A 20,469-nucleotide genomic window follows, 5' to 3' on the forward strand; every position below is an offset into this window, starting at 1 on the left:
ATGCCTGGGCGGCGCCCAGGAGATCTCGGACGACGACCTTCACGGCCGCTATGAGACGGCCTGCGACCCGAGGCTGAACACGCAGCAGAGCCTCGAGCTGGCCTTCCTGGTAGCAGAGATGCTTCGCTCGTAAGGGAAAGCGCGAGCCTCGACCCCAGCGACGCGAAGGGCTTGGCCTCCGGCCCCCGAGATCCATCCTACGGACGACCACCGACAAGAACGGCGCCAGCGGCGGAAGCCTGTGGACGACTAGGCCCGCTCATGAAGCGCGGCACAGGCCTTGACCACACAGGCAGCCAGCACGTCCACGTCAGGCACGGAGTCCCGGTCGACCTGAAGTCCAATGTGGACGGCATCCCGATAGGCCGACACCGCCACGCCGAGCCCATGCCCCCCAGCCAGCGGAGCGAACGGATAAACCTCCCGCAACCACGCCCCACCCAACGAAAGCGGCACCGAAGGCAACGGCACGTTGGTCACGACGGTGTCGAACAAGAACGGAGCGGCGGAGGCGGCAGACGGCGTGAGCACCCGATGCACGGCGGAAGGCAGCATGTTGGCCAAGATCGGCACCGTCCCCGGACCGGCCGACGCCCCGGCGGCCTTGTTGCGATCCATCGCCGCGCGCACGAACCGCAGCCGCTCCACCGGGTCCGCCACGCCGACCGGCAGGTCGCACAGGTACGCCGACAGCTGGTTGCCGCCCTCGCCCTGACCGCGGCCCCGGGTGTTGACCGGGATCAGCGCTCGCGGCGTCACCCCGGCCACCGGCAGGTCCCGGGTCAGCAGCCAGTCCCGCAGGCCGCCCGCGATCACCGCCAGCGCCACGTCGTTCGTCGTGCCGCCGTGCTGGCGGCGGATGTGCCGCACGTCCGCCGCGTCCAGCCGCACGAACGCCAGCTTGCGCGAGGTCGAGCTGCCGGCCATCAGCGCGGGCGTGGGCGGGCGGCGGGTCGCGCGCAGCACGGTGCCGGCCAGCCCGAGCGCCTCCCGGCCCTGGCGCAGCAGGTCCGCGGGACTCCACGGCGCGGCCGGAGCCGCACCCCGCGTCGCGGACAGCGTGCCCTGGTCCAGCAACGCGCCGGCGATCCCGACCGCACCGGCGCCGTCGGCCAGCGCGTGGTGCAGCTTCACCAGCAGCGCGAACTCCCCGTCCGGCAGCCCGGTCACCACATGCACGTCCCACGGCGGCCGGGAAAGGTCCAGCGGCGTCGCCATCCAGCCCGACGCGTACGCCTCGAACGTCCGCCGATCGGAAACCTGGTAGCCGTGCACGTGGTCGGCGGCCGAGAACCGCGGGTCGTCGCGCCACTCGGCGGCACCCGGCGGGAACCAGACGGGCGCCACCGTCCGCCCCAGCTCCGGGACCGCCGCCGCGCGAGTGGCCACCAGCGCGACGAGGTCGTCGAGGTCGACGGCACGCGTCGGGCGGAAGACCGCCACCCCGCCCATGTGCATGGGCCGCGCCCGCGTCTCCAGGCACAGGAACGCGACGTCCAGTCCGCTGAGTCGTGACATACGCTCCACCTCACCAGCGGCACGTGTCCCGCGCATGGTCAGTGCGTTAAGCCCGTGCGACACCAACGATTTTCACCCGTTCGTGCTGGTCAGGGCACTGTCCAGATGGTGACCTTCGTCCCGGCCTGTACCCGGCTGTTAGCGGGCGGGTTCTGCGCGAGCACCGGACCGCCGCCACCACCGAGGCTCTGGACATCGACGTCCAGCCCGAGCCCGCGCAGCGTCGCCTCGGCGTCCTGCTGGGACTTCTGGCTGACGTCGGGCACGGTCACCGCGTTCGACAGCACCACGGTGACCTGCTTGTTGTCGCCGTCGAGCACCGTGCCCGGCTGGGGGTCGGTGCTGATGACCCGGCCGCCCTCGATGTCCTGGTCGAACTGGGCCTGCCCCTCGACCGGCTGGAAGCCCAGCTCCGTCAGCTGCGCGAACGCCTCGTCCTTGGTCTTGTTGCGCAGGTCGGGCACCGGCTTGGGCTCCGCGCCCTTGCTGAGCACGATGTCGACCCGCTCGTTGAGCCGCAGCGGCGTGCCGCTCTCCGGGTCGAGGCGCACCACGGTGCCCTTCGCGACGTCGTTGCTGAACTCGTTCAGGCCGTCGTCGAGCCCCGGTTGCAGGCCGGCGTCCTTGATCGCCTGCTTCGCGTCGTCGACGCTCGTGCCCGGGACGACGTCCGGTACCCGTGGCGGCCCGGAGGACACGACCAGCTTGACCTTCTCGCCCCGCAGCACGTCCTTGCCGGCCGCCGGTTCCGTGCGGATCACGAGGCCGGCGTCGACATTGTTGTCCCAGACGTGGGTGAAGTCGGCTTGCAGGTCGGCCTGCTGCAGCTGCGTCTGCGCCTTGGTCGCCTGCTGGCCCGCCACGTTCGGCACCGTGCTCCACCGGCCCGCGGTGAACCACCAGGTGGTGGTGCCGGCCAGGGCGAGCACCAGCGCGACGACGACGCTCCACAGCACGATGTTGTTGTTCCGCTTCGGCGGCGGCATCCCCTGCTGGGCGCGGCTCGGCTTGCGGGGCGGCGGGGGCATCGGCGGCACCGGGAAGCCCCCGCTCGGCGACCCGAGGTTCGGGTGCATCGCGGGTGGGGGCGGCGGGGCCTGGTCGAGGCCGGTGCGCAGCATCGCGCGGGTGCCCTGCGGGCCCATCGCCTGGAACCCGGCCGGCAGGTGCCGGACGATCGTGGCGTTGCTGGTGGCGACCGCCGCCGGCTGACCGACCTCGGCGAGGTTCAGCCCGACCGCGGTGGCCTCCGGGTCGTCGGCCGCGGGCGGGGTGAGCGCGCGGGCCCGGTCCACTGGTGTCACGGGGATCGTGCGGTCCTGGATCGTCGGCTCGGGCACCGGGACCGGCACCGCGGGCACGGACAGCTGGGCACGCAGGGCGAGCATCTCCTGCAGGAACGCGGCGCCGTCCTGCGGGCGGGTGTCCGGGTCGCGGCGGGTGGCGCGCACGACCAGCTCGTCCAGCGCGGGCGGCAGGCCGGTGAGGCGCACGCTCGGTGCGGGCACGTCGTCGTTCACGTGCCGGTAGGCGATCGAGAGGGGGTTGTCGCCGGTGTAGGGGGTGACGCCGGTGAGCATTTCGTAGAGCACGATGCCGGCGGAGTAGACGTCGCCGCGGGCGGTGGCCGTGCCGGTGGTGACCTGCTCGGGGGAGAGGTAGGCGACCGTGCCGAGGATGATGCTCGAGCTGGTGGTGCCGGCGCTCGCGACCGCGCGGACGAGGCCGAAGTCGCCGACCTTCACCGCGGTGCCGTGCTCGCCGCCGTGCCCGATGAGCACGTTCTCCGGCTTGACGTCCCGGTGCACGAGACCGGCCCGGTGCGCCGAGGCCAGTGCGGCCAGCACCGGTTCCATGATCGCCAGCGCGAGCGGGACGTCCAGCGCGCCGCGCTCGTTGATGAGGTCGCGCAGGGTGCCGCCGTCGACCAGCTCCATGACCAGGTAGACGAGGTCGCCCTCAATGTTCCCGTCCACCCCTTGGTCGTGCACGGCAACGACGTTCGGATGATGGATCTTGGCCGCCGAGCGCGCTTCCCGCTCGAACCGGTCGACGAAGGTGCGGTCGTCGGCGAACCGCGCGTCCATCACCTTGATCGCGACCCGGCGGTCGAGTCTGGTGTCCAGGCCGCGGTAGACCGAGGACATCCCACCGCGTGCGAGCAGCGCGTCAACCCGGTATCGCTGCTCCAGCAGCGCACCAATGAGCCGGGCTCCCCTTTCGTCCACGTCCGTGATGGTACGGAGCGCGTCCACGGCGCGTGGTGAAGCCGTCGATTCCGTGTCCATCGGTCGTCGAAAATCGTCAGGGCGGGACGGTCGCTGGTGTGGCATCGTGTGAGGCGTGAGTGCGACACCCTCCGCCAACGACGTGCTCGATCCCCAGGTTGAGGTGCTGCCGCTGCCCGATGTGGCGCAGCGCCTGGGCCTGCCGGTGACGAAGGTGCGACAGGCGTTGCGGGACGGCCACCTGGTCGCGGTCCGCCGCGACGGCGTGCTGTGCGTCCCGGCAGCCTTCCTCGCCACCGACGGCACGATCGTCAAGGGCCTCCCCGGAACAATCACGGTCCTAGCGGACGCCGGCTTCGCGCCGGACGAGATGGTCCGCTGGCTGTTCACCCCGGACGACACCCTGCCCGGCCGCCCGATAGACGCCCTGAGGGCAACGGGCGGCCGAGAGGTGAAGCGCCGCGCCCAGGCCCTCGCGCTGTAGGCCGGAGGCCGACAGATCGGCCAAAGACGCCCGACCGGAGCCACGATCCGCGTCGAGGCGCGATTAGTGGTGCCCGAACAAGGGCAGAGAGTGACGACAAGGGCTCGGCCGACCACCGACACGGATGACGCCGTGGCCTCCGGCCCCCCGAGATCCATCCTACGGACGACCACCGACAAAACGGCGCAGCTAAGGCCCCCTGTGGACAACAGGGACACCAGCCGGGGAGCCACCGGAACGAAAGACACCAGAGACGCCGGAACGCGAGACGAAGGCCCGAACAAGCCCAGGCAACGCGATCCCCAGACGCCGGTAGGTAGGCACGACAACCCGCCGCCCCAGCACGTCATAGTCCGACCGCACGATCTCGTCCAGGATCCGCCGGTACAGCAACCCGGCCGTCCGCACACAGGGCCGAGCCTCCGGCCGCAACAAGGCAATCCCCGGCAAGGCCCGCCGATAGACCGCGTGGTTGTAAGCGACCAGATGCGCGAGCGCCCGCCGAACCAGCGGATCCCCGCGCCCGGACCGGAGAACCCACTCGAGCCGGCCACGATCCACCCCGAACGCGGCAAGCTCCTCGACCGGCAGATAGAGCCGCCCCCGAGCAAGATCCTCCCCGACGTCCCGGAGAAAGTTGGTCAGCTGGAACGCCTCCCCCAGCGCGGCCGCGTACGGCGCGGCCTCCTCGGGAGGCCCGACGGTCCCGAGCACCGGCAGCAGCTGCAGCCCGATGACCTCGGCCGAGCCGTGCACGTACGTGGCCAGCTCGGCGAAGGTGCGGTACTCGGTGACCGTGAGATCCATCCGCATCGACGCGAGGAACGACTCGAACAGCGACGGCGCGATCTCGTACCGCCGCACCGTGTCCGCCAGCGCCAGCAGCACCGGGCTCGCCGGCACGTCCCCGGCGAGAACGTCGGCCAGCGACCGCGAGAGGCCGGCCAGCGCCCCGGCCCGGTCGCCGGTGGAGATGTCCACGATGTCGTCGGCCAGCCGGGCGAAGCCGTACAGCGCGTGGACCGCGGGGCGCCGGTCCGCGGGCAGCAGCCGGGTCGCCAGGAAGTACGTCCGCCCGTGGCGGGCGTTGATCCGCCGGCAGGCCTGGTACGCGGCGGCTAGCTCGGGACTCAACGCGGGCAGCTCACCCACTGGCCGGCCGGACACCCGTCCTTGTGCCCGGCCACCAGCTGCGCGGCCAGCGCGTGCGCCGACACCGGGTCCTCCGTGGCCGTCACGAGCGAGGCCGAGCACGCCGACTTCGTGCTCGCGAGGCAGCTGCGCAGCTGCTCGGTCGCGTGGTCCTGCCAGTACCGGCTCGACACCACGCCGTACTTCCACACCTTGCCGGCGTAGGAGATCTGGTACAGCGCGTACGTGCCATCGGTCTTCGCGACGTCCTGGGTGGCCGGCTTCGTCGCGGCCCGCGTCTTGAGGTCGGTCAGGTCCGGCGGGTCGGCGAGCACCAGCGCGGACCACTGCGCGCCGTACGGGTGCGTGCCCGGCACCGAGTTCGCCTTCTGGTAGAAGCTCACCCACTGCGGGGTCGCGATCTTGCAGCTGATCTTGCCGGCCGCCCCCGGCGCGACCGGGCCGACCTGGCCCTCGCAGCTGCCGAGCGCGGCGCCGTCGCCGGTCCAGTCGGCCTTGAGGTGCACCCGCACGGCGGTCTTCGCGCTGTTGGTGATGTCCACGACCAGCGAGCAGCTCGGCGCGCCGCACGCCTCGAACCGGTGCGCGCCCTGCTCGACGCCGACCAGCGCGTCGACCGCGGTGTTGAGCCCGGCCGATGCCTTGTCCAGCGAGTGGTAGAACGCCACGACCCCGGGCGAGCTGTCGGTGACGTCGAGCACCGCGTGGGTGACCGTCGTCGTGTCCGTGCTGCCGATCTTGTCCAGCTCGAAGCGCAGCACCCCGTGCGGCTCGGCGGCGGCGATGTAGACCGTGCCGCCCTCGACCTTGATCACGTACGCGTCGACGCCGGCCACGCTCTCCTTGGCGTTCTTCGTCAGGTCCGCGCCGGCCTTCTGCTTGACCTTGCCGGCGGTCTGGCTGACGACGTCCGGGGTGAAGATCTCGCCGAACTCGACGCCGATGAGCGAGGTCGGCAGCTTGACCCAGCGGCCGGCGAGCGCGCCGCCGTCGCCCGAGGTGACGCCGAACCGGGCCACCATGCCGGTCCAGAAGTCGGCCGCGCCCTTGAGGTAGAGCGTGTCGCTGACCAGCAGGAGGTCCGCGGCGAGGCCGTTGACCGTGATCTTGCCGGACACCTCGCCGGTGAGCGTCGCGGTGACGTCCACGGTGAGCTCGGCGCCGTCCTGCGCCACCAGCGAGCCCGTGTAGTGCACGGCCGCCGCCTCGGCGAAGTCGACCAGCGACTCCGCGGTGCCCTCCGCGGTGGTCAGCGGACCGATGTCCACCCCGGTCGGCGCGCCGGCGACCGCGTTGGTGCAGCCGGCGACCGCGAGCACGACGCCGGCCAGCACCCCCGCGAGCGTGCCCCGGCGGCGCCTCGTGGTCGCCGCCGGGTGCCAGCCTCGTTGTCGCCGCATGGTTGCTCCCCATCCGCGCCGTCCGTCACTCGCCGGCGGCGCACACCCGCACTGTGCGAGGAGTATCCCAACTCCGCGAGCCGGCATGTGCGGGATCCTCCCGTCTGCTCGGCCACGATTGGCTCACGGCGCCGGTGCCGGCGCGGCGGCCACCGGCACGACCCGGCCGGAACCTGCCACGATCCGCCGGGCGCGGCGGCCGGCGCCGGTCACCCGGGCGGCCGCGAGCCGGCCCGAGACCAGCACCGGCGGGATGCCGACACCCGGTGTCGTGCCGCAGCCGGCGAGCACCACGTTGCCGAACCCGCGCACCAGGTTGCGCGGCCGGAACGGCCCGGTCTGGCGGAACGTGTGGGCCAGCGAGAACGGTGACCCCGCGGCCAGCCCCGCCGCCTCCCAGTCCGCCGGCGTGACCAGCTGGGAGACCTCGACCGACGCGTCGAAGTCGACCAGCCCCCGCGCCGCCAGGACCCGGCCCAGCTCCTCCCGGTACGCCGGCCCGACCCGTGGCCAGTCGATCCGGCCGACCGCGGTGTTCGGGCAGGGCGCCAGCACCGACACCAGCTCGCGGCCGGCGGGCGCGAGGCCCGGGTCGGTCGCCGTCGGCCGGGTGACCAGCAGCGACGGGTCGCTCATCAGCCGGCCGCGGACCAGGATCTCGTCGAACGTCCGGGACCACGCGTCGCCGAAGAACACCGTGTGGTGGGCGAGCTCCGGCCAGCTGCGGGTGACCCCCGCGTGCAGCACCACCGCCGACGGCGACCACCGCGGCCGCACCGGCCGGCGCGGCGCCCCGCCGAGCAGCCGGTAGCTCACCGGCAGGTCCGGCGTGAGGACGACCGCGTCGCACGGGATCCGCTCGCCGTGCGTGGTCCGGACCGCGGTCACCCGCTCGCCGGTCCGCTCCAGCCACGCGGCCCCGGTGTCGTACCGCAGCGACGCGCCCGCGCCGGCGGCCGCGTCGGCGAGGGCGTCGGCGACCGCGCCCACCCCGCCGCGCGGGAAGTACACGCCCGCGATCGTGTCCATGTAGGCGATCACGCCGTAGGCGGCCAGCGCCTGGTGCGGCGCGAGCCCGGCGTAGAGCGACTGGAACGAGAACACCCGGCGCAGCCGCTCGTCGGACAGGAACCGGCCGATCGCCGGCCCGAGCCGGCCGAACGCGCCGATCGCCGCGAGCCGGGCGAGCTGCGGGCCCACGATGTCCAGCGGTGAGTCGAAGTTGGCGCCGATGAACTCGTCGCGCTGCAGCCGGTACAGCTCGGTGAGCCACGACCGCAGCCGCCGGTAGCCGTCGGCCTCCCGCGGCCCGGCGAACCGGGTGACCTCGGCGGCCATCGCGTCCGCGTCGGCGTGCACGTCGAGGCTGCTGCCGTCGGCGAAGCGCGCCCGGTAGGACGGGTCGAGCCTGGTGAGCGAGAGCCGGTCGGCCAGCGACTCGCCGACCGCGGCGAGGGCCTCCTCGATCAGCTCCGGCATCGTCAGCACCGACGCGCCCGTGTCGATCCGGTAGCCCGCCATCGCCGCCGAGCCCGCCCGGCCGCCCGGTCCCGCCGCCGCCTCCAGCACCGTCACCGAGCGGCCCGCGCCCAGCAGGTGCAACGTGGCGGAGAGCCCGGCGAGCCCGGCGCCGACGACCACCACATGGTCCGTGGGCCCGGTGAGGACGCGCAAGGTCAGCGGTCCCGTCGGGTGGCGGCCATCGCGAGGTCGCGCAGCCGGGTGACACCCGGCTCGGCCAGGCCCGACTTGTCCAGCGCCGCGAGCGCCGAGGACGTCAGCGTGGTGATCCGCCGCTCCAGCTCGGCCACCGCGCCGACCTCGACGAGCAGCTCGCGGACCCGGGCGAGGGTGTCCGGCCGCAGCTCGGGGTCGCCGAGCGCGGCGCGCAGGAAGTCGGCGTCGGCGCCCCGGCCGGCGCGGGTGGCGAAGTCCATGCCGAGGGCCATCAGCAGCGTCCGCTTGCCCTCGCGCAGGTCGTCGCCGGCCGGCTTGCCGGTGAGTTCGGTGTCGCCGTACATGCCCAGCAGGTCGTCGCGCAACTGGAACGCCACGCCGATGTCCGCGCCGAACGCACGCACCGCCTCGACCGTGCGTGGCCCGGCGCCGGCGAACGCGACGCCCATGTGCAGCGGCCGCTCCACCGTGTACGCCGCCGTCTTGAGCCTGGCCACGCCGAGCGCGCGCTCCTCCGACTCGTCGCCCTCGGCCTGCGCGAGCACGTCCAGGTACTGCCCGGCGAACATCTCCGCGCGCATCGCCTGCCACGGCGCTCTCGCGGCGGAGCGCATGTCCTGTTCGAGAGCAGCGCTCTCGAACATGTCGTCCGCCCACGCCAGCGCGAGGTCGCCGAGCAGGATCGCGGCGGCCATGCCGAACCGCTCGGGCTCGCCCAGCCAGTCGCCGGCGCGGTGCGCCTCGGTGAACCGGACGTGCACGGTCGGGTGGCCGCGGCGCAGCTCGGAGGCGTCCATGATGTCGTCGTGCACGAGCGCGCACGTCTGGATCAGCTCGAGCGCGCTGACCGCGTGCAGCACCGCGTGGGCCCGCGGCCCGTCCGGCTCGCCGCCCGCGGCGCGCCAGGCCCACCAGGCGAACGTGGGCCGCAGCCGCTTGCCGCCGCGCAGCGCGAAGTCGGACAGCGTGTCGACGGCCTGGGCGAACGTGCGGGCGAGCTCGGGCAGCTCGGCGCGGCGTTCGGCCAGGTAGCGGGCGAGGATGTCCTCGACGTGGAGATGCACGGCGGCGTCGATGTCGGCGCGGACCGCCTGGTCGACGGCGGTGGGGAGATCAGGAGCCGGGGGCACGCGGACCATGGTGCGTGGTCGTCCCCGCTCACATATCAGCGGGGGTCCGCTAGCGCTTTGCTGGTAGGCCGGGTTGCGCGATACGCGGCTTTACTACCCTGGACCCATGACTTCGGTGGTGGCGCGTATCCCGGGTGACCGGCCGGTGTTCTCCGTCGAGTTCATGCCTCCTCGCGACGACGCGGACGAGCAGCGGCTGTGGAACTCCATCCGGTCGCTGGAGGGTCTGGACCCGGCGTTCGTCTCCGTCACCTACGGGGCAGGCGGGTCCAGCCGGGACCGGACCATCCGCACCACCGGCCGGGTGGTCCGCGAGACCACGCTGGTGTCGATGGCGCACCTCACCGCCGTCGACCACTCGGTCGCCGAGCTGCGCAACGTCATCGGCTGGTACGCCGAGCTGGGTGTGCGCAACGTGCTGGCGCTGCGCGGCGACCCGCCCGGCGACCCGATGGGCGAGTGGGTGCAGCACCCCGAGGGGCTGGCCTACGCCGAGGAGCTGGTGCGCCTGGTGCGCGAGCTCGGCGACTTCTGCGTCGGCGTGTCCGCGTTCCCCTACGGCCACCCGCGCTCGGACGACGTCGACATCGACACCGAGTACCTCGTCCGCAAGCTCCGCGCCGGCGCGGACTTCGCGATCGCCCAGCTGTTCTTCGAGGCCGACGACTTCCTGCGGATGCGCGACCGGGTCGCGGCACGCGGCTGCGACGCGCTGCTCCTGCCCGGCGTCATGCCGCTCACCACGCCGAAGATCCTGTCGAAGACCGTGGAGCTGTCCGGTGCCGAGGTGCCCCAGGCACTCGCCGACCGGCTGGGCCCGCTCGCCGAGGACGCCAAGGCGTTCCGCGCGGCCGGCATGGACGTCACCACCGAGCTGTCCGAGCGGCTGCTCGCGGAGGGCGTGCCGTGCCTGCACTTCTACACGTTCAACCGCTCGAAGGCGACGAAGGAGATGGTGGACCGGCTCGGCCTGGTGCCCACCCGCCCCGACACGAAGGCGAACTACGACCAGTCGGCTAAGGCCGCCGGCTAAGGCCTGTCTCGTAGATCATCGTGTGAAGTCCTGCGCCGACCACCGGAACCTCAGGGGACCGTGACGGCACCCAGCCACCACCCACCTCGATACCCGCACCATTCGCCGGGACGCAACGCACACTTTGAATCCCGGGGAGGCGGACTAGGCCCGGCGGGCCTGGGTTCGCTCGAGCCTGAGGCTGCGCCGGTGGGTGAACAGGGCCAGCAGCACCACCAGCACCGCCACGCCCACCGCGCCGCCGCCCACGAGCGCCACCCACTGGGTCCAGGACACGCCGGCCGCGTTCGAGTACTGCGCGGTGGCGGCGAACTCGGTGACCGCGCCCGGCTTCGGGGCCCAGCTGATCGTGCCGTCGACGTTGTCGCCGTTGGTGCGGGAGATCCGGCCCGGGAACGCGATCTTGATCTGCACGTCGGCCCGGTCGGGCGGCACCCGGGTGAGGTCGATCGAGCCGGCGAGGGACACCAGGTCGCCGGAGCGCCGGAACGACATCCGGTACTGCCGCATCGTCGAGATCGACTCCACGAGCACCGTGACGTCGGCGAACCGCACGCCGCTCAGCGTGACCTTCTGGCCGACGTAGCCGTCCGCGGTGTAGGGCTCGGTGGTGACCTTGTCGGCGAGTTGGGGCGGGACGGTGAGCTTGGGGCCGTTGTCGTCCTTGCTCACCGGCAGCGCGGCGATGACGAGCTCACCGGAGATCACGTCGTCCTGGGAGATCGCGAGCGCGGCGTGCACCCGGAGGCAGCCCGTGAGCGTGGCCATCATGACGCCGAGCAGCACGACGAGCCCGAGCCCCCTGCGAACTTGATCTCGGCCAGCGCTGCGCACCGGGACATCCTGCCAGGAGCTGCACGAGTGCCGGACACCAGGCGGTTTCCCGTTCGAAACCACGTGCCGCGTTGGGTACCGTCGCAGACCATGGACACCCCCGTGCACCGCATCTGCGACTCCTATGTGGACGACTACGTCCGGCTCGAGCCGATGACCGCCACGTCGCTGGGCATCACCGACTACGACGACCAGCTGCCCGACCTGTCCCCGGACGGGCACGCCGCGCGCGCCGAGCTGATCGCGGCCGCGCTGCGGGCGGTGGGTGCGCAGGAGCCGGCGGACGACGGCGAGCGCGACGCGAAGGCGGTGTTCACCGAGCGGCTGGGCATCGAGCGGGAGATCTACGACGCGGGGCTGACCGTCGCGTCGCTGAACGTGCTCGCGAGCCCGGTGCAGGACCTGCGCATGGTGTTCGACCTGATGCCCACCGACTCGCCCGACGCGTGGCGCACGATCGCCGCCCGGATGTCGGCCATGCCGGAGGCGCTCGCGAGCTACCGGGAGAGCCTGCGGCACGCGGCGGCGAACGGGCGGGTGGCGGCGGTGCGGCAGGTGTCCAAGGTCGCCGAGCAGTGCTCGACCTGGGCCGGCCTGGACGACGAGCCGGCGTTCTTCGCGTCGTTCGCCGCCGAGGCGCCGGTCGACGACGCGCTGCGGGCCGACCTCGACGCCGGGGCCGCCGCGGCCGGGCAGGCCTACGCGGACCTGGCGAAGTTCCTGCGCGACGAGCTGCTGCCGCAGGCGCCGGCGGAGGACGCGGTCGGCGCGGAGGTCTACGGGCTGTGGTCGCGGATGTACCTCGGCGCCCGGCTGGACCTGGGGGAGGCCTACGAGTGGGGCTGGGCGGAGTTCCTCCGGATCGAGGCCGAGATGCGGGAGGTCGCGGGGCGGATCAGGCCGGGGGCGAGCGTCCGCGAGGCGGCCGGCGTGCTCGACGCCGACCCGCGGTACAAGGTCAGCGGTCGCGCGGCGCTCCGCGAGTGGATGCAGCGGCTGTCCGACCAGGCGCTCGCCGACCTGCGGGACGTGCACTTCGAGATCCCCGACGACATCATGCGGCTCGACTGCAAGATCGCCCCGCCGGGCGGTGGCAGCGGGGCGTACTACACGGGCCCGTCGGACGACTTCTCCCGCGCGGGCGCGATGTGGTGGGCGCTGGCGCCGGGCGAGGACGAGTTCACCACGTGGCGCGAGGTCAGCACCGTCTACCACGAGGGCGTGCCGGGCCACCACCTGCAGATCGCGACCGCGACCTTCGAGGCGAAGCGGCTCAACAAGTACCAGCGGCTGCTGGCGTGGGTGCCGGCCTACAGCGAGGGCTGGGCGCTGTACGCGGAGCGGCTGATGGGTGAGTTCGGCTACCTCTCCGACGACGGTGACCTGCTGGGCATGCTGAACGAGAGCCTGTTCCGCGCGGCGCGGGTGATCATCGACATCGGGATGCACCTGCGGCTGGAGATCCCGCGCGGCACCGGGTTCCACGAGGGCGAGCGCTGGACGCCGGACCTGGGCCTGGAGTTCATGCTCACCCGCACGATCGCGAAGGAGGCCCTGGTCCGCGACGAGATCGACCGGTACCTGGGCTGGCCGGGCCAGGCCCCGGCCTACAAACTCGGCGAACGCCTGTGGCTCTCCGCCCGCGACGACGCCCGTGCCCGCGCCGGTGCGGAGTTCGACCTGAAGCACTTCCACATGCGGGCGCTGCGCATGGGCCAGATGGGTCTGGACACGATGCGCGAGCGGCTCGCGGCCCTGTGACGTCCTTCTTTCCCCGCCCGGACGGCCTTCCCCCGCCGAACGGCTACAGCCACGCGGTGTCGTTCACCGGCCGCCTGGTCGTGATCTCGGGCCAGGTCCCGCTGTCCGCATCCGGCGAGATCCCCGCCGATCCCGCCGGCCAGGTCCGCCAGGTCTTCGAGAACCTGGCAACGGCCCTGGCCGGGGCGGGCGCGGACTTTCGCCACGTGGTGAAGCTGACCGTGTTCCTCACCGATCTCGCCGACCTACCGACGTTCCGCGAGATCCGCGACCAGTACCTGCCGGCGGACCAGCCCCCGCCGGCCAGCTCGCTGGTCCAGGTGGCGGGCTTGGTGAACCCGTCGTTCCGCGTCGAGATCGAGGCCCTGGCCGCGGTCTAGCTCTCGAGGGGGAGGGTGCGGCCCAGCACGCCGAACGGGCGGGGGTCGCCGGTGAAGCGGTAGTGGCGCAGGACGTCGGTGAAGCCCATCCGGTAGTACAGGCGCCACGCGCGCGACGGGCCCTCCGGCGTCGACAGCAGCACCTTGCTCGCCCGGACCTCCGCCAGCAGCCGGCGCAGCAGATCCTCGCCCACGCCGCGGCCCTGGCCGGCCGGGCGGACGTGGACCTCGGTGAGCTCGAAGTAGTCGTCGAGCCAGGAGTTGGCGAACTCCTGGCCCGAGCGCTCGATGATGCCGCGCCGCACCTGCTCGTGCCACCACTGGCCGGTCGCCCCGCGGTAGCCGTACGCGATGCCGACCAGGTGGTCGTCCGGGTCGAGCGCGGCCACGCATCGCCAGTCGGTGCGCAGCATGTGCGCCAGCCACATCGGCGCGCGCTGCTCGGCCGTGCCGTTGGGGTAGCGCATCGCCGTGACGTACAGCGACAGCGCCTCGGGCAGCCGGGCGCGCAACTCGTCCTGGCCGAGGTCGACGAAGCGCTCGACCCGTGGTGGAACCGCGGTCACGACACGGGATTCTCCTCTTCGGCCGCGACGTCCGCAGCCATGCCCCCCGTCAGCGCGACCAACTCGGCGAACGTCGTCGGGAACACGGCCTTCGGGTGCCCGGCCGCGGCCCACACGACCTCGTGGTCGGCCAGGGCCCGATCGACCACCGTGGTGATGGGCCGGGGATGCCCGACCGGCGACACGCCACCGATCACCTGCCCGGTGTGCTCGCGCACGAACGCGGGGTCCGCCCGGCTCACCCGCGACACCCCGGCCAGCGTGGCCAACCGCGCCGGGGAGGCCCGGTGCGCGCCGGAGGTCAGCGCGAGCAACGGGCTGACCCGGTCACCTTCGGTAGCGCGGAAGACGAGGCTGTTCGCGATCGCGCCGACGGGGACGCCGAGTGCCGCGGCGGCGGCCGCCGCGGTGCGCGCCTCGTCGTCCAGGATGCGGATCCCGTCGGCGGCGGCCGGCAGCCCGGCCTCGCGCAGCGCAGCGGACAACGTGCTGATCGAGGGGTGGTCGAGAGAGGTCATGGGCACATCAGAGCACAGGTGTGGCGTGCGTCGCCGCTGAAAGTCCGGGGTGAGGTTGAGTCTGTCGGTGCCCGGAGTTAAGCTCGAATCGTTCGAACAGACGTTCGAGCAGAGCTCGGTGGTGGGGCGGGGGAAGCGCCTCACCACCGAGCGCCGCCGGCTTCCCCACGGCAGGTCGTCACGCCGGGTGACGACTGTGCACGCGAGGAGGCGTCAGGTGACCACCACTCTGGACTACCGCGACAACGAGCCCATGACCGTGCCGGAGCCGGCGCTCACCCTGCTTTCCCAGGCCGAGCGCGGCCTCGCCGACGCCACCCACGACCCCGACCCGGCGCAACGGTTCGCCCAGGCCTACCTCGCCGCGCTGCGCGCCGCCGCGGCGCTGCTCGCCATGCGCGGGCGGCCGCACCGGGCGCGCTCGCGGCCGATGAGCGTGTGGACGCTGCTCGCCTCGGTGGCACCCGAGCTGCGCGAGTGGGCGGCGTTCTTCGCGTCCTGCTCGGCCACCCGCGCGTCGGTGCAGGCCGGCATCACCCGCGCGGTCACCGACCGGTCCGCCGACGACCTCGTCCGCCAGTGCAGGCAGTTCCTCGACCTGGTCGTGCGCGCGATCCACGGCACGCCATGACCGGTCGAGCACTGGCCGACCACGGCCGCCTGCTCGAGGTGCTGGAGTTGGAGGGTGAGCTGCTGGCGTCGTCGGCGCGCGGCGCGGATCCGGAGACCGTCATCAAGTACGCCCCGGGGATGACGCTGGGCGAGACGGTGCGGCACGTCGGCAGCGTCTACCGGATGGTCGTGTCGTGGCTGCGTTCCGGCGGTGGCGTGCCCACCGTCTGGCAGCGCGCGCCGGCGGCGGGTCAGTCCACTGAGGACTACTTACGGGTGGGCCTCCGCGGGCTCCTCGCCGAGCTGTCCGCGCACGATCCCGCCGAGGGCTGCCCGACCTGGTGGCCGCTCGACCAGACCTACGGGTTCTGGTACCGGCGGATGGCGCACGAGAGCACGGTCCACCGCATCGACGTCCAGCAGGCGGCCGCCGCCATGTTGGTCGGCGGCGTCGCGGAGGACATCGCGTTCGACGGCATCGACGAGATCCTGTCGCTGTGGTTCACCCACCGGCTCGAGGTTCTCGGCGTCACCAACTCGTGGACCGGCGACGTGGCGGTGGTCGCCGGGCGGCGGCGGTGGATCGCGCGGATCGCCGCCACGGGCACCGCGTCGTGGCAGGCGCTGCCGGACGAGCCCGCGGACGCCACGATCACCAGCGATCCCACCGGGATGTACCTGTGGTTGTGGGGTCGCCGCCCGATCCCCACCGCCACGCCGGACGGTGACCGGGCGGGCGTCGCGCAGCTGTGGCACCTGCTGCGGCTGGCGACGCACTGATTTCTGTCGGTGGTCTCGGCTAGCGTCTCGATCATGTCCACGCGACTGGTCAATGTGGTCGTCGACGCGGCCGATCCGCCCGCGCTGGCCCGGTTCTGGCGCGACCTGCTGGGTTGGTACATCAGCCTGGAGGACGCCGACGAGGTCGACCTGCAGGCGCCCCCCGACGACGGCTGGCGCTTCGACCTGGTGTTCGTCCCGGTCCCCGACCCGAAGACCGTCCAGAACCGGGTGCACCTCGACCTGGCCAGCGCCGCGCCCGACCAGCAGATGGCCGTTGTCGACCATGCGCTGGCGCTGGGGGCCAAGCGCATCGACATAGGTCAGCGCAACGTGCCGTGGTTCGTCCTCGCCGACCCGGAGGGCAACGAATTCTGCGTGCTCGAGCCCCGCCCGGAGTACGCGTCGACCGGCGCCGTGGCCGCGATCGTGGCGGCCGCCGCGTCGCCCACGGAGCTGGCTCGTTTCTGGTCGGCGGCCACCGGCTGGCCGGTCGAGCGCACCGGCGTGGAGTTCGCGTCCTTGCGCGACCCGGACGGCCGCGGTCCTTGGCTGGAGCTCGTCCGCACCGCCGACCCGCACACGGTGAAGAACCGCGTCCACCTGGACGTCGCGCCCTACCCGGACGGTTCGGTGGCTGCCGAGGTGACCCGCCTCGCCGACCTCGGCGCCCACCCGACAGACGTCGGCCAGGCCGACGTCCCCTGGCAGGTCCTGGCCGACCCGGAGGGCAACGAGTTCTGCGTCCTCACCCCCCGCTGAGCCCGAGCCCTCCGGCCTCCAGGACATGGCCCCCGCCGGCCGCGGGAACCATCGGCCCCTCGACGGCCACAGATCGCCGAGCCTGTCAGCCGCCCGATCGCGCTGATCGGCTGCCACTGATCGCTGAAACTGCGGGTTCCTCGGCTGCTGCGGACCGCCGAGATCGTGGCCGCCCGCCGCCGCGGACCGCCGAGACGTCGGCCCCTCGCTGATCGCCAAACTGTCTGACCCCACCGAGAGGCTCGATTTCGGGGGGCGCGAAGCTGTCCACAGGCTTGATCGACATCGGCCGGAACTGTCGGTGCCCGCCGGTAGAATTGATACCGGGGGCCGGAGGCCACGCTCAGCTCTCCGGCACGCCAAGCAGCGTCCGCAGCCCCGCCAGCACCTCCGCCCCACTCGGGGCCGCGTCGGGATCCGTCAGCCACTGGATCATCAGGCCCGAGATCAGCGCCAGCTGCACCGACCCGATCGAGCGGACCGCGCTGTCCGGCACGTCCTCCTCCGGCACCCCCAGCACCATCGCGGCCAGCCCCCGCCGGCCCTCCGCCTGACCTGCGGCCAGCTGGTCGCGCAGCTCGGGCGAGCGCTGCGCCTGCATGAACGCCTCCACGCTCGCCAGCCAGAACTGCCGGTTCTCGCCGAACGACGACACCAGCCGGGCCAGCTTCGACTCGAACTGGGCGGCCGGGGAGTCGCCGGCCGCCGCGTCCGGGGCCAGCGCGCGGCCGATCTGGTCACCCCAGTCGTCCATCGCGCGGAACAGGGCCTCGTTCAGCAGCGCCTCGCGCGAGCCGTAGTGGTAGCCGATCGCCGCCATGCTGACCTTCGCCGCCGACGCGATGTCCCGCACCGTTGTGCGGTCGTAGCCCTTCTCGAGCAGGCAGCGCTTCGCGGCCTCGAGCAGGTCCTCCCGGTTTCCCATGCGCGCGAGCCTACCAACCGTCTGGGACGGACGCCTTAGGCGATCGTCTTGCGCATTTGCCTAAGGCGTTTGTACAGTCAACCGCACCAACAGGAGGAGACAGCGATGAACGGGTTTCACAGGCGGCTCGCGGTGGGGCTGGCGCTCGCCGGGCTCGCGGCCGTGGGCGTGCAGGCGGCGGCGTCGACCGGCGGCGGCGACCCCGCGGTCGTCCGCACCGGGAGCGGCGCGGTCCGCGGCACGGTCGCGGCCGACCACCGGACGTTCCAGGGCATCCCCTATGCCGCGCCGCCGACCGGCGAGCTGCGCTGGCGCTCGCCGAGACCAGCACGCCCCTGGCCCGACATCAGGGACGCGACCGCGCAAGGCAACGCCTGCCCGCAGCCGACGAGCCTGCCGATCGCCGCGCAGCCGCAGGGTGACGACTGCCTCAACCTCAACGTCACCACCCCGGCGAGCGGCCGGCGGCTACCGGTTCTCGTGTGGATCCACGGCGGCAGCTTCACCTACGGCGCCGGCGACAGCTACGGCGCCGCGACGATGGCCACGCGCGGCGACGTCGTGGTCGTGACGGTCAACTACCGGCTCGGCGTCCTCGGCTTCCTCCAGCACCCCGCGCTCGGCGACTCGGGCAACCTCGGGCTCGAGGACCAGCAGGCGGCGCTTCGCTGGGTGCGGCAGAACATCGCCGCGTTCGGCGGCGACCCCGGCAACGTCACGATCGCCGGCCAGTCCGGCGGCGGGTACAGCGTCTGCGCGCACCTGGCGTCGCCGAGGTCGGCGGGCCTGTTCCAGCGGGCGATCGTGCAGAGCGCGCCCTGTGCCGGTGTCGACGGCGCGCACGCCCGGGAGGACGCGTCGCGGCAGGGTGTCGCGCTCGCGGCGTCGGTCGGCTGTGCGGACGTGGCGACCGCGGCCCGCTGCCTGCGGGACGTGCCGGTCGCCGACCTGGTCGCCGCGGCGGGCGACGGCCACGACGACTTCCGCCCGGTCGTCGGCGGTCCGCTGCTGCCGCGGTCGCCGGCGGAGGCGCTCGCGGCCGGCCGGTTCAACTGGGTGCCGGTGCTGCTGGGGAGCAACCACGACGAGGAGGGCGGCCGGCTGGGCGGCCTCGAGCTCGTGCCGGGCGCGACGCCGCTGAGTGCCGAGGAGTACCCGGTGCGGCTGGCCGAGCTGTTCGGCGCGGACGCCGCCGCGGTCGAGGCGCGCTACCCGCTGCCGGCGTACGACTCGCCGAGCGAGGCGCTGACCGCGGTGCTCACCGACCGCAACTGGTCCGCGCCGACGTACGAGACGCTGCGGCTGCTGGCCCGGCACGTGCCGACGCACGCCTACGAGTTCGCCGAGCGGGACACGCCGTGGTTCCCGGGCATGCCCGGGCCGAGCTTTCCCGTGGCGGCGAGCCACCTGCTGGAGCTGCCGTACCTGTTCGAGGTCGACTACCTCGACCCGGCCACGCAGACCCGGCTGCGCGACGCGATGATCGACTACTGGGCCGCGTTCGTCCACGGCGGCGACCCTGGTGTGCGTGGCCTGCCCCGCTGGCCGGCGTTCCAGCAGGGCGAGTACGTCCAGTCGCTGGCCTCCGGCCGTGCCGGCATCCACCGCACGGACTTCCCGGCCGACCACGACTACGAGTTCTGGCACCGGCTCGCACGCTGAGACTCGGCAGCCGCGACCCCGGGCGGGGGTCGCGGCTGGCCGGTCAGCTCGCGTCGGCCGGTGGCTGGCGGCGGCGGAGCCGGTCGTGCAGGACCCGGCGGACCAGCAGCGCCGCCTTGCCGACGTCCTTGCCCTCCGCCTCGCCCTCCGGCTTGAGCGACTGCAGCAGCGACATCAGCAGCTGGTTCGTCTGTGTCCACAGTGGAACGAACCGGCCGGCGAGTGGGCCGGTGGCGCGGATCGGGCCGCCGCCGGTGAGCTCCTGCACGGCCTTGGTGAGGCCGATCGTGCCCTCGTCGCGGAACACCAGGTGGACCTCGTCGCCGTCGACGCGCAGCTCCATCTTGCGTGCGGCGGTCTCCTGCGGGGTGGCGTCGGTGGTGGCGTCGGCGTCGATCTCGTCGACCTTGTCGGCGATCGCGTCCGGACTCACGCCGAGCTCGGCGAGCACGGTGGCCGCCATGCTGCCCTCGGCGCGGATGAGCGCCTCGAGCAGGTGGTGGCTGCCCATCGGCGCGCCGCCCGCGAGCGCCTCGGCCGCCGCGACGACCTCGTTGGCCGCGGTGGTGCGCTTCGGTCCGGTCGGGCCGGCGCCGCCCGCCTTGCCGCGCGCCTCGAGCAGCGCCTTCACGGTCCGCGGGATGTCCCGCATGTCCGGGACGTGGTCGGCGAGCACCTTCGCCGCGACGCCGCCGCCCTCCCGCTCGAGCGCGAGGAGGATGTGCTCGGTGCCGATGTAGTTGTGGCTGAGCTGCAACGCTTCCCGCAGCGCGAGCTCGAGCACCTTCTTCGCCCGCGGGCTGAACGGGATGTGCCCGCTCGGTGCCTCCTTGCCGACGCCGACGATCTCCACGACGTCGGCGCGCACCATCTCGGCGGTGATGCCGAGCTGGCTGAGCGCGTTCGCCGCGACGCCCGTCTCCGAGTGGAACAGGCCGAGCAGCACGTGCTCGGTGCCGATGCGGCCGTGCTGCAGGTCTCTGGCCTCGCTCTGGGCCTTGACGACGACGCTCCTGGCGCTGTCGGTGAATCTCTCGAACATGCTGA

Annotated in this window: 20 protein-coding genes and 1 pseudogene; 9 read left to right on the forward strand and 12 right to left on the reverse strand. The window is 73.0% G+C overall.

The genetic code is table 11. The features are described 5' to 3' along the window. The coding region (locus VGD70_RS27645) for a 3-deoxy-7-phosphoheptulonate synthase (RefSeq protein ID WP_331086432.1) at positions 1 to 133 on the forward strand (133 nt) is incomplete at its 5' end. A gap of 116 nt (positions 134 to 249) precedes the next feature. On the opposite strand, the gene VGD70_RS27650 is transcribed toward VGD70_RS27645, so the two are convergent. Both VGD70_RS27650 and VGD70_RS27655 read right to left on the reverse strand, forming a co-directional pair. Further along, positions 250 to 1,518 carry a wax ester/triacylglycerol synthase domain-containing protein gene (locus VGD70_RS27650; RefSeq protein ID WP_331086376.1) on the reverse strand — a complete coding sequence of 423 codons (1,269 nt, stop codon included), beginning with the start codon at positions 1,516 to 1,518 and terminating at the stop codon, positions 250 to 252. A gap of 89 nt (positions 1,519 to 1,607) precedes the next feature. Next, the gene (locus VGD70_RS27655; protein ID WP_331086378.1) at positions 1,608 to 3,746 is read right to left on the reverse strand and encodes a Stk1 family PASTA domain-containing Ser/Thr kinase; all 2,139 of its coding nucleotides are present in this window, start codon (positions 3,744 to 3,746) and stop codon (positions 1,608 to 1,610) included. 115 nt (positions 3,747 to 3,861) lie between these two features. On the opposite strand from VGD70_RS27655, the gene VGD70_RS27660 reads away from it, so the two are divergent. Beyond that, positions 3,862 to 4,230 carry an Rv2175c family DNA-binding protein gene (locus VGD70_RS27660; RefSeq protein WP_331086380.1) on the forward strand — a complete coding sequence of 123 codons (369 nt, stop codon included), beginning with the start codon at positions 3,862 to 3,864 and terminating at the stop codon, positions 4,228 to 4,230. Between the two features lie 189 nt (positions 4,231 to 4,419). On the opposite strand, the gene VGD70_RS27665 is transcribed toward VGD70_RS27660, so the two are convergent. The 4 genes from VGD70_RS27665 to VGD70_RS27680 form a co-directional block, all read right to left on the reverse strand. Continuing rightward, a complete protein-coding gene (locus VGD70_RS27665) occupies positions 4,420 to 5,397 on the reverse strand; it encodes a phytoene/squalene synthase family protein (protein ID WP_331086382.1) in 978 nt (325 codons plus the stop codon). After that, positions 5,361 to 6,782 (reverse strand): hypothetical protein, encoded by a 1,422-nt coding sequence (locus VGD70_RS27670; protein ID WP_331086384.1) that lies wholly within the window; start codon positions 6,780 to 6,782, stop codon positions 5,361 to 5,363. The genes VGD70_RS27665 and VGD70_RS27670 overlap by 37 nt, the downstream gene beginning before the upstream one ends. A 123-nt stretch (positions 6,783 to 6,905) precedes the next feature. Then, on the reverse strand, positions 6,906 to 8,456 hold the full coding sequence (crtI, locus tag VGD70_RS27675; protein ID WP_331086386.1) for a phytoene desaturase family protein: 1,551 nt from the start codon (positions 8,454 to 8,456) through the stop codon (positions 6,906 to 6,908). A gap of 2 nt (positions 8,457 to 8,458) precedes the next feature. After that, positions 8,459 to 9,598 carry a polyprenyl synthetase family protein gene (locus tag VGD70_RS27680; protein ID WP_414638074.1) on the reverse strand — a complete coding sequence of 380 codons (1,140 nt, stop codon included), beginning with the start codon at positions 9,596 to 9,598 and terminating at the stop codon, positions 8,459 to 8,461. Between the two features lie 97 nt (positions 9,599 to 9,695). On the opposite strand from VGD70_RS27680, the gene VGD70_RS27685 reads away from it, so the two are divergent. Further along, the gene (locus VGD70_RS27685) at positions 9,696 to 10,622 is read left to right on the forward strand and encodes a methylenetetrahydrofolate reductase (protein WP_331086390.1); all 927 of its coding nucleotides are present in this window, start codon (positions 9,696 to 9,698) and stop codon (positions 10,620 to 10,622) included. 144 nt (positions 10,623 to 10,766) lie between these two features. Here the strand turns inward: VGD70_RS27685 and VGD70_RS27690 are convergent, their stop codons facing one another. Further along, positions 10,767 to 11,456, reverse strand: coding sequence for a DUF3153 domain-containing protein (locus VGD70_RS27690; RefSeq protein WP_331086392.1), 690 nt, complete (start codon positions 11,454 to 11,456; stop codon positions 10,767 to 10,769). Between the two features lie 90 nt (positions 11,457 to 11,546). Here VGD70_RS27690 and VGD70_RS27695 point away from each other — a divergent pair, with 90 nt between their 5' ends. Further along, positions 11,547 to 13,217: a DUF885 domain-containing protein gene (locus VGD70_RS27695; protein WP_331086394.1), complete on the forward strand. Its 1,671-nt coding sequence runs from the start codon at positions 11,547 to 11,549 to the stop codon at positions 13,215 to 13,217. After that, on the forward strand, positions 13,214 to 13,597 hold the full coding sequence (locus VGD70_RS27700) for a RidA family protein (protein WP_331086395.1): 384 nt from the start codon (positions 13,214 to 13,216) through the stop codon (positions 13,595 to 13,597). Before VGD70_RS27695 ends, VGD70_RS27700 begins: the two co-directional genes overlap by 4 nt. Here the strand turns inward: VGD70_RS27700 and VGD70_RS27705 are convergent. After that, positions 13,594 to 14,163, reverse strand: coding sequence for a GNAT family N-acetyltransferase (locus VGD70_RS27705; RefSeq protein ID WP_331086397.1), 570 nt, complete (start codon positions 14,161 to 14,163; stop codon positions 13,594 to 13,596). The two genes, VGD70_RS27700 and VGD70_RS27705, sit on opposite strands and share 4 nt — an antisense overlap. After that, positions 14,160 to 14,681, reverse strand: coding sequence for a YbaK/EbsC family protein (locus VGD70_RS27710; RefSeq protein ID WP_331086399.1), 522 nt, complete (start codon positions 14,679 to 14,681; stop codon positions 14,160 to 14,162). The genes VGD70_RS27705 and VGD70_RS27710 overlap by 4 nt, the downstream gene beginning before the upstream one ends. Before the next feature lie 217 nt (positions 14,682 to 14,898). Here VGD70_RS27710 and VGD70_RS27715 point away from each other — a divergent pair, with 217 nt between their 5' ends. Genes VGD70_RS27715 through VGD70_RS27725 form a run of 3 tightly spaced genes read left to right on the forward strand, consistent with a single transcriptional unit; the run spans position 14,899 to position 16,835 of the window. Beyond that, positions 14,899 to 15,312, forward strand: coding sequence for an SAV_6107 family HEPN domain-containing protein (locus tag VGD70_RS27715; protein WP_331086401.1), 414 nt, complete (start codon positions 14,899 to 14,901; stop codon positions 15,310 to 15,312). Further along, positions 15,309 to 16,073 (forward strand): maleylpyruvate isomerase N-terminal domain-containing protein, encoded by a 765-nt coding sequence (locus tag VGD70_RS27720; RefSeq protein WP_331086403.1) that lies wholly within the window; start codon positions 15,309 to 15,311, stop codon positions 16,071 to 16,073. The genes VGD70_RS27715 and VGD70_RS27720 overlap by 4 nt, the downstream gene beginning before the upstream one ends. A gap of 33 nt (positions 16,074 to 16,106) precedes the next feature. Further along, positions 16,107 to 16,835 (forward strand): VOC family protein, encoded by a 729-nt coding sequence (locus VGD70_RS27725; protein ID WP_331086405.1) that lies wholly within the window; start codon positions 16,107 to 16,109, stop codon positions 16,833 to 16,835. A gap of 343 nt (positions 16,836 to 17,178) precedes the next feature. On the opposite strand, the gene VGD70_RS27730 is transcribed toward VGD70_RS27725, so the two are convergent. Then, positions 17,179 to 17,760 (reverse strand): TetR/AcrR family transcriptional regulator, encoded by a 582-nt coding sequence (locus tag VGD70_RS27730; protein ID WP_331086407.1) that lies wholly within the window; start codon positions 17,758 to 17,760, stop codon positions 17,179 to 17,181. Positions 17,761 to 17,865: 105 nt separating this feature from the next. Here VGD70_RS27730 and VGD70_RS27735 point away from each other — a divergent pair, with 105 nt between their 5' ends. After that, the gene (locus VGD70_RS27735; RefSeq protein WP_331086409.1) at positions 17,866 to 19,422 is read left to right on the forward strand and encodes a carboxylesterase/lipase family protein; all 1,557 of its coding nucleotides are present in this window, start codon (positions 17,866 to 17,868) and stop codon (positions 19,420 to 19,422) included. A gap of 43 nt (positions 19,423 to 19,465) precedes the next feature. On the opposite strand, the gene VGD70_RS27740 is transcribed toward VGD70_RS27735, so the two are convergent. Both VGD70_RS27740 and VGD70_RS27745 read right to left on the reverse strand, forming a co-directional pair. Further along, on the reverse strand, positions 19,466 to 19,933 hold the full coding sequence (locus tag VGD70_RS27740) for a Clp protease N-terminal domain-containing protein (protein ID WP_414638075.1): 468 nt from the start codon (positions 19,931 to 19,933) through the stop codon (positions 19,466 to 19,468). Between the two features lie 75 nt (positions 19,934 to 20,008). Beyond that, positions 20,009 to 20,464, reverse strand: a pseudogene (locus VGD70_RS27745) (Clp protease N-terminal domain-containing protein); the annotation flags it as partial. Positions 20,465 to 20,469 lie beyond the last annotated feature (5 nt).

The organism is Actinophytocola sp. (assembly GCF_036402745.1).
Classification (GTDB): Bacteria; Actinomycetota; Actinomycetes; order Mycobacteriales; family Pseudonocardiaceae; genus Actinophytocola.

Coding starts and splice junctions, on each gene's coding strand:
- VGD70_RS27685 (WP_331086390.1), top strand. CDS start 9,696: ATGACTTCGGTGGTGGCGCGTATCCCGGGTGACCGGCCGGTGTTCTCC.
- VGD70_RS27725 (WP_331086405.1), top strand. CDS start 16,107: ATGTCCACGCGACTGGTCAATGTGGTCGTCGACGCGGCCGATCCGCCC.
- VGD70_RS27670 (WP_331086384.1), bottom strand. CDS start 6,782: ATGCGGCGACAACGAGGCTGGCACCCGGCGGCGACCACGAGGCGCCGC.
- VGD70_RS27735 (WP_331086409.1), top strand. CDS start 17,866: ATGAACGGGTTTCACAGGCGGCTCGCGGTGGGGCTGGCGCTCGCCGGG.
- VGD70_RS27730 (WP_331086407.1), bottom strand. CDS start 17,760: ATGGGAAACCGGGAGGACCTGCTCGAGGCCGCGAAGCGCTGCCTGCTC.
- VGD70_RS27720 (WP_331086403.1), top strand. CDS start 15,309: ATGACCGGTCGAGCACTGGCCGACCACGGCCGCCTGCTCGAGGTGCTG.
- VGD70_RS27740 (WP_414638075.1), bottom strand. CDS start 19,933: ATGGGCAGCCACCACCTGCTCGAGGCGCTCATCCGCGCCGAGGGCAGC.
- VGD70_RS27695 (WP_331086394.1), top strand. CDS start 11,547: ATGGACACCCCCGTGCACCGCATCTGCGACTCCTATGTGGACGACTAC.
- VGD70_RS27710 (WP_331086399.1), bottom strand. CDS start 14,681: ATGACCTCTCTCGACCACCCCTCGATCAGCACGTTGTCCGCTGCGCTG.
- VGD70_RS27680 (WP_414638074.1), bottom strand. CDS start 9,598: ATGGTCCGCGTGCCCCCGGCTCCTGATCTCCCCACCGCCGTCGACCAG.
- VGD70_RS27650 (WP_331086376.1), bottom strand. CDS start 1,518: ATGTCACGACTCAGCGGACTGGACGTCGCGTTCCTGTGCCTGGAGACG.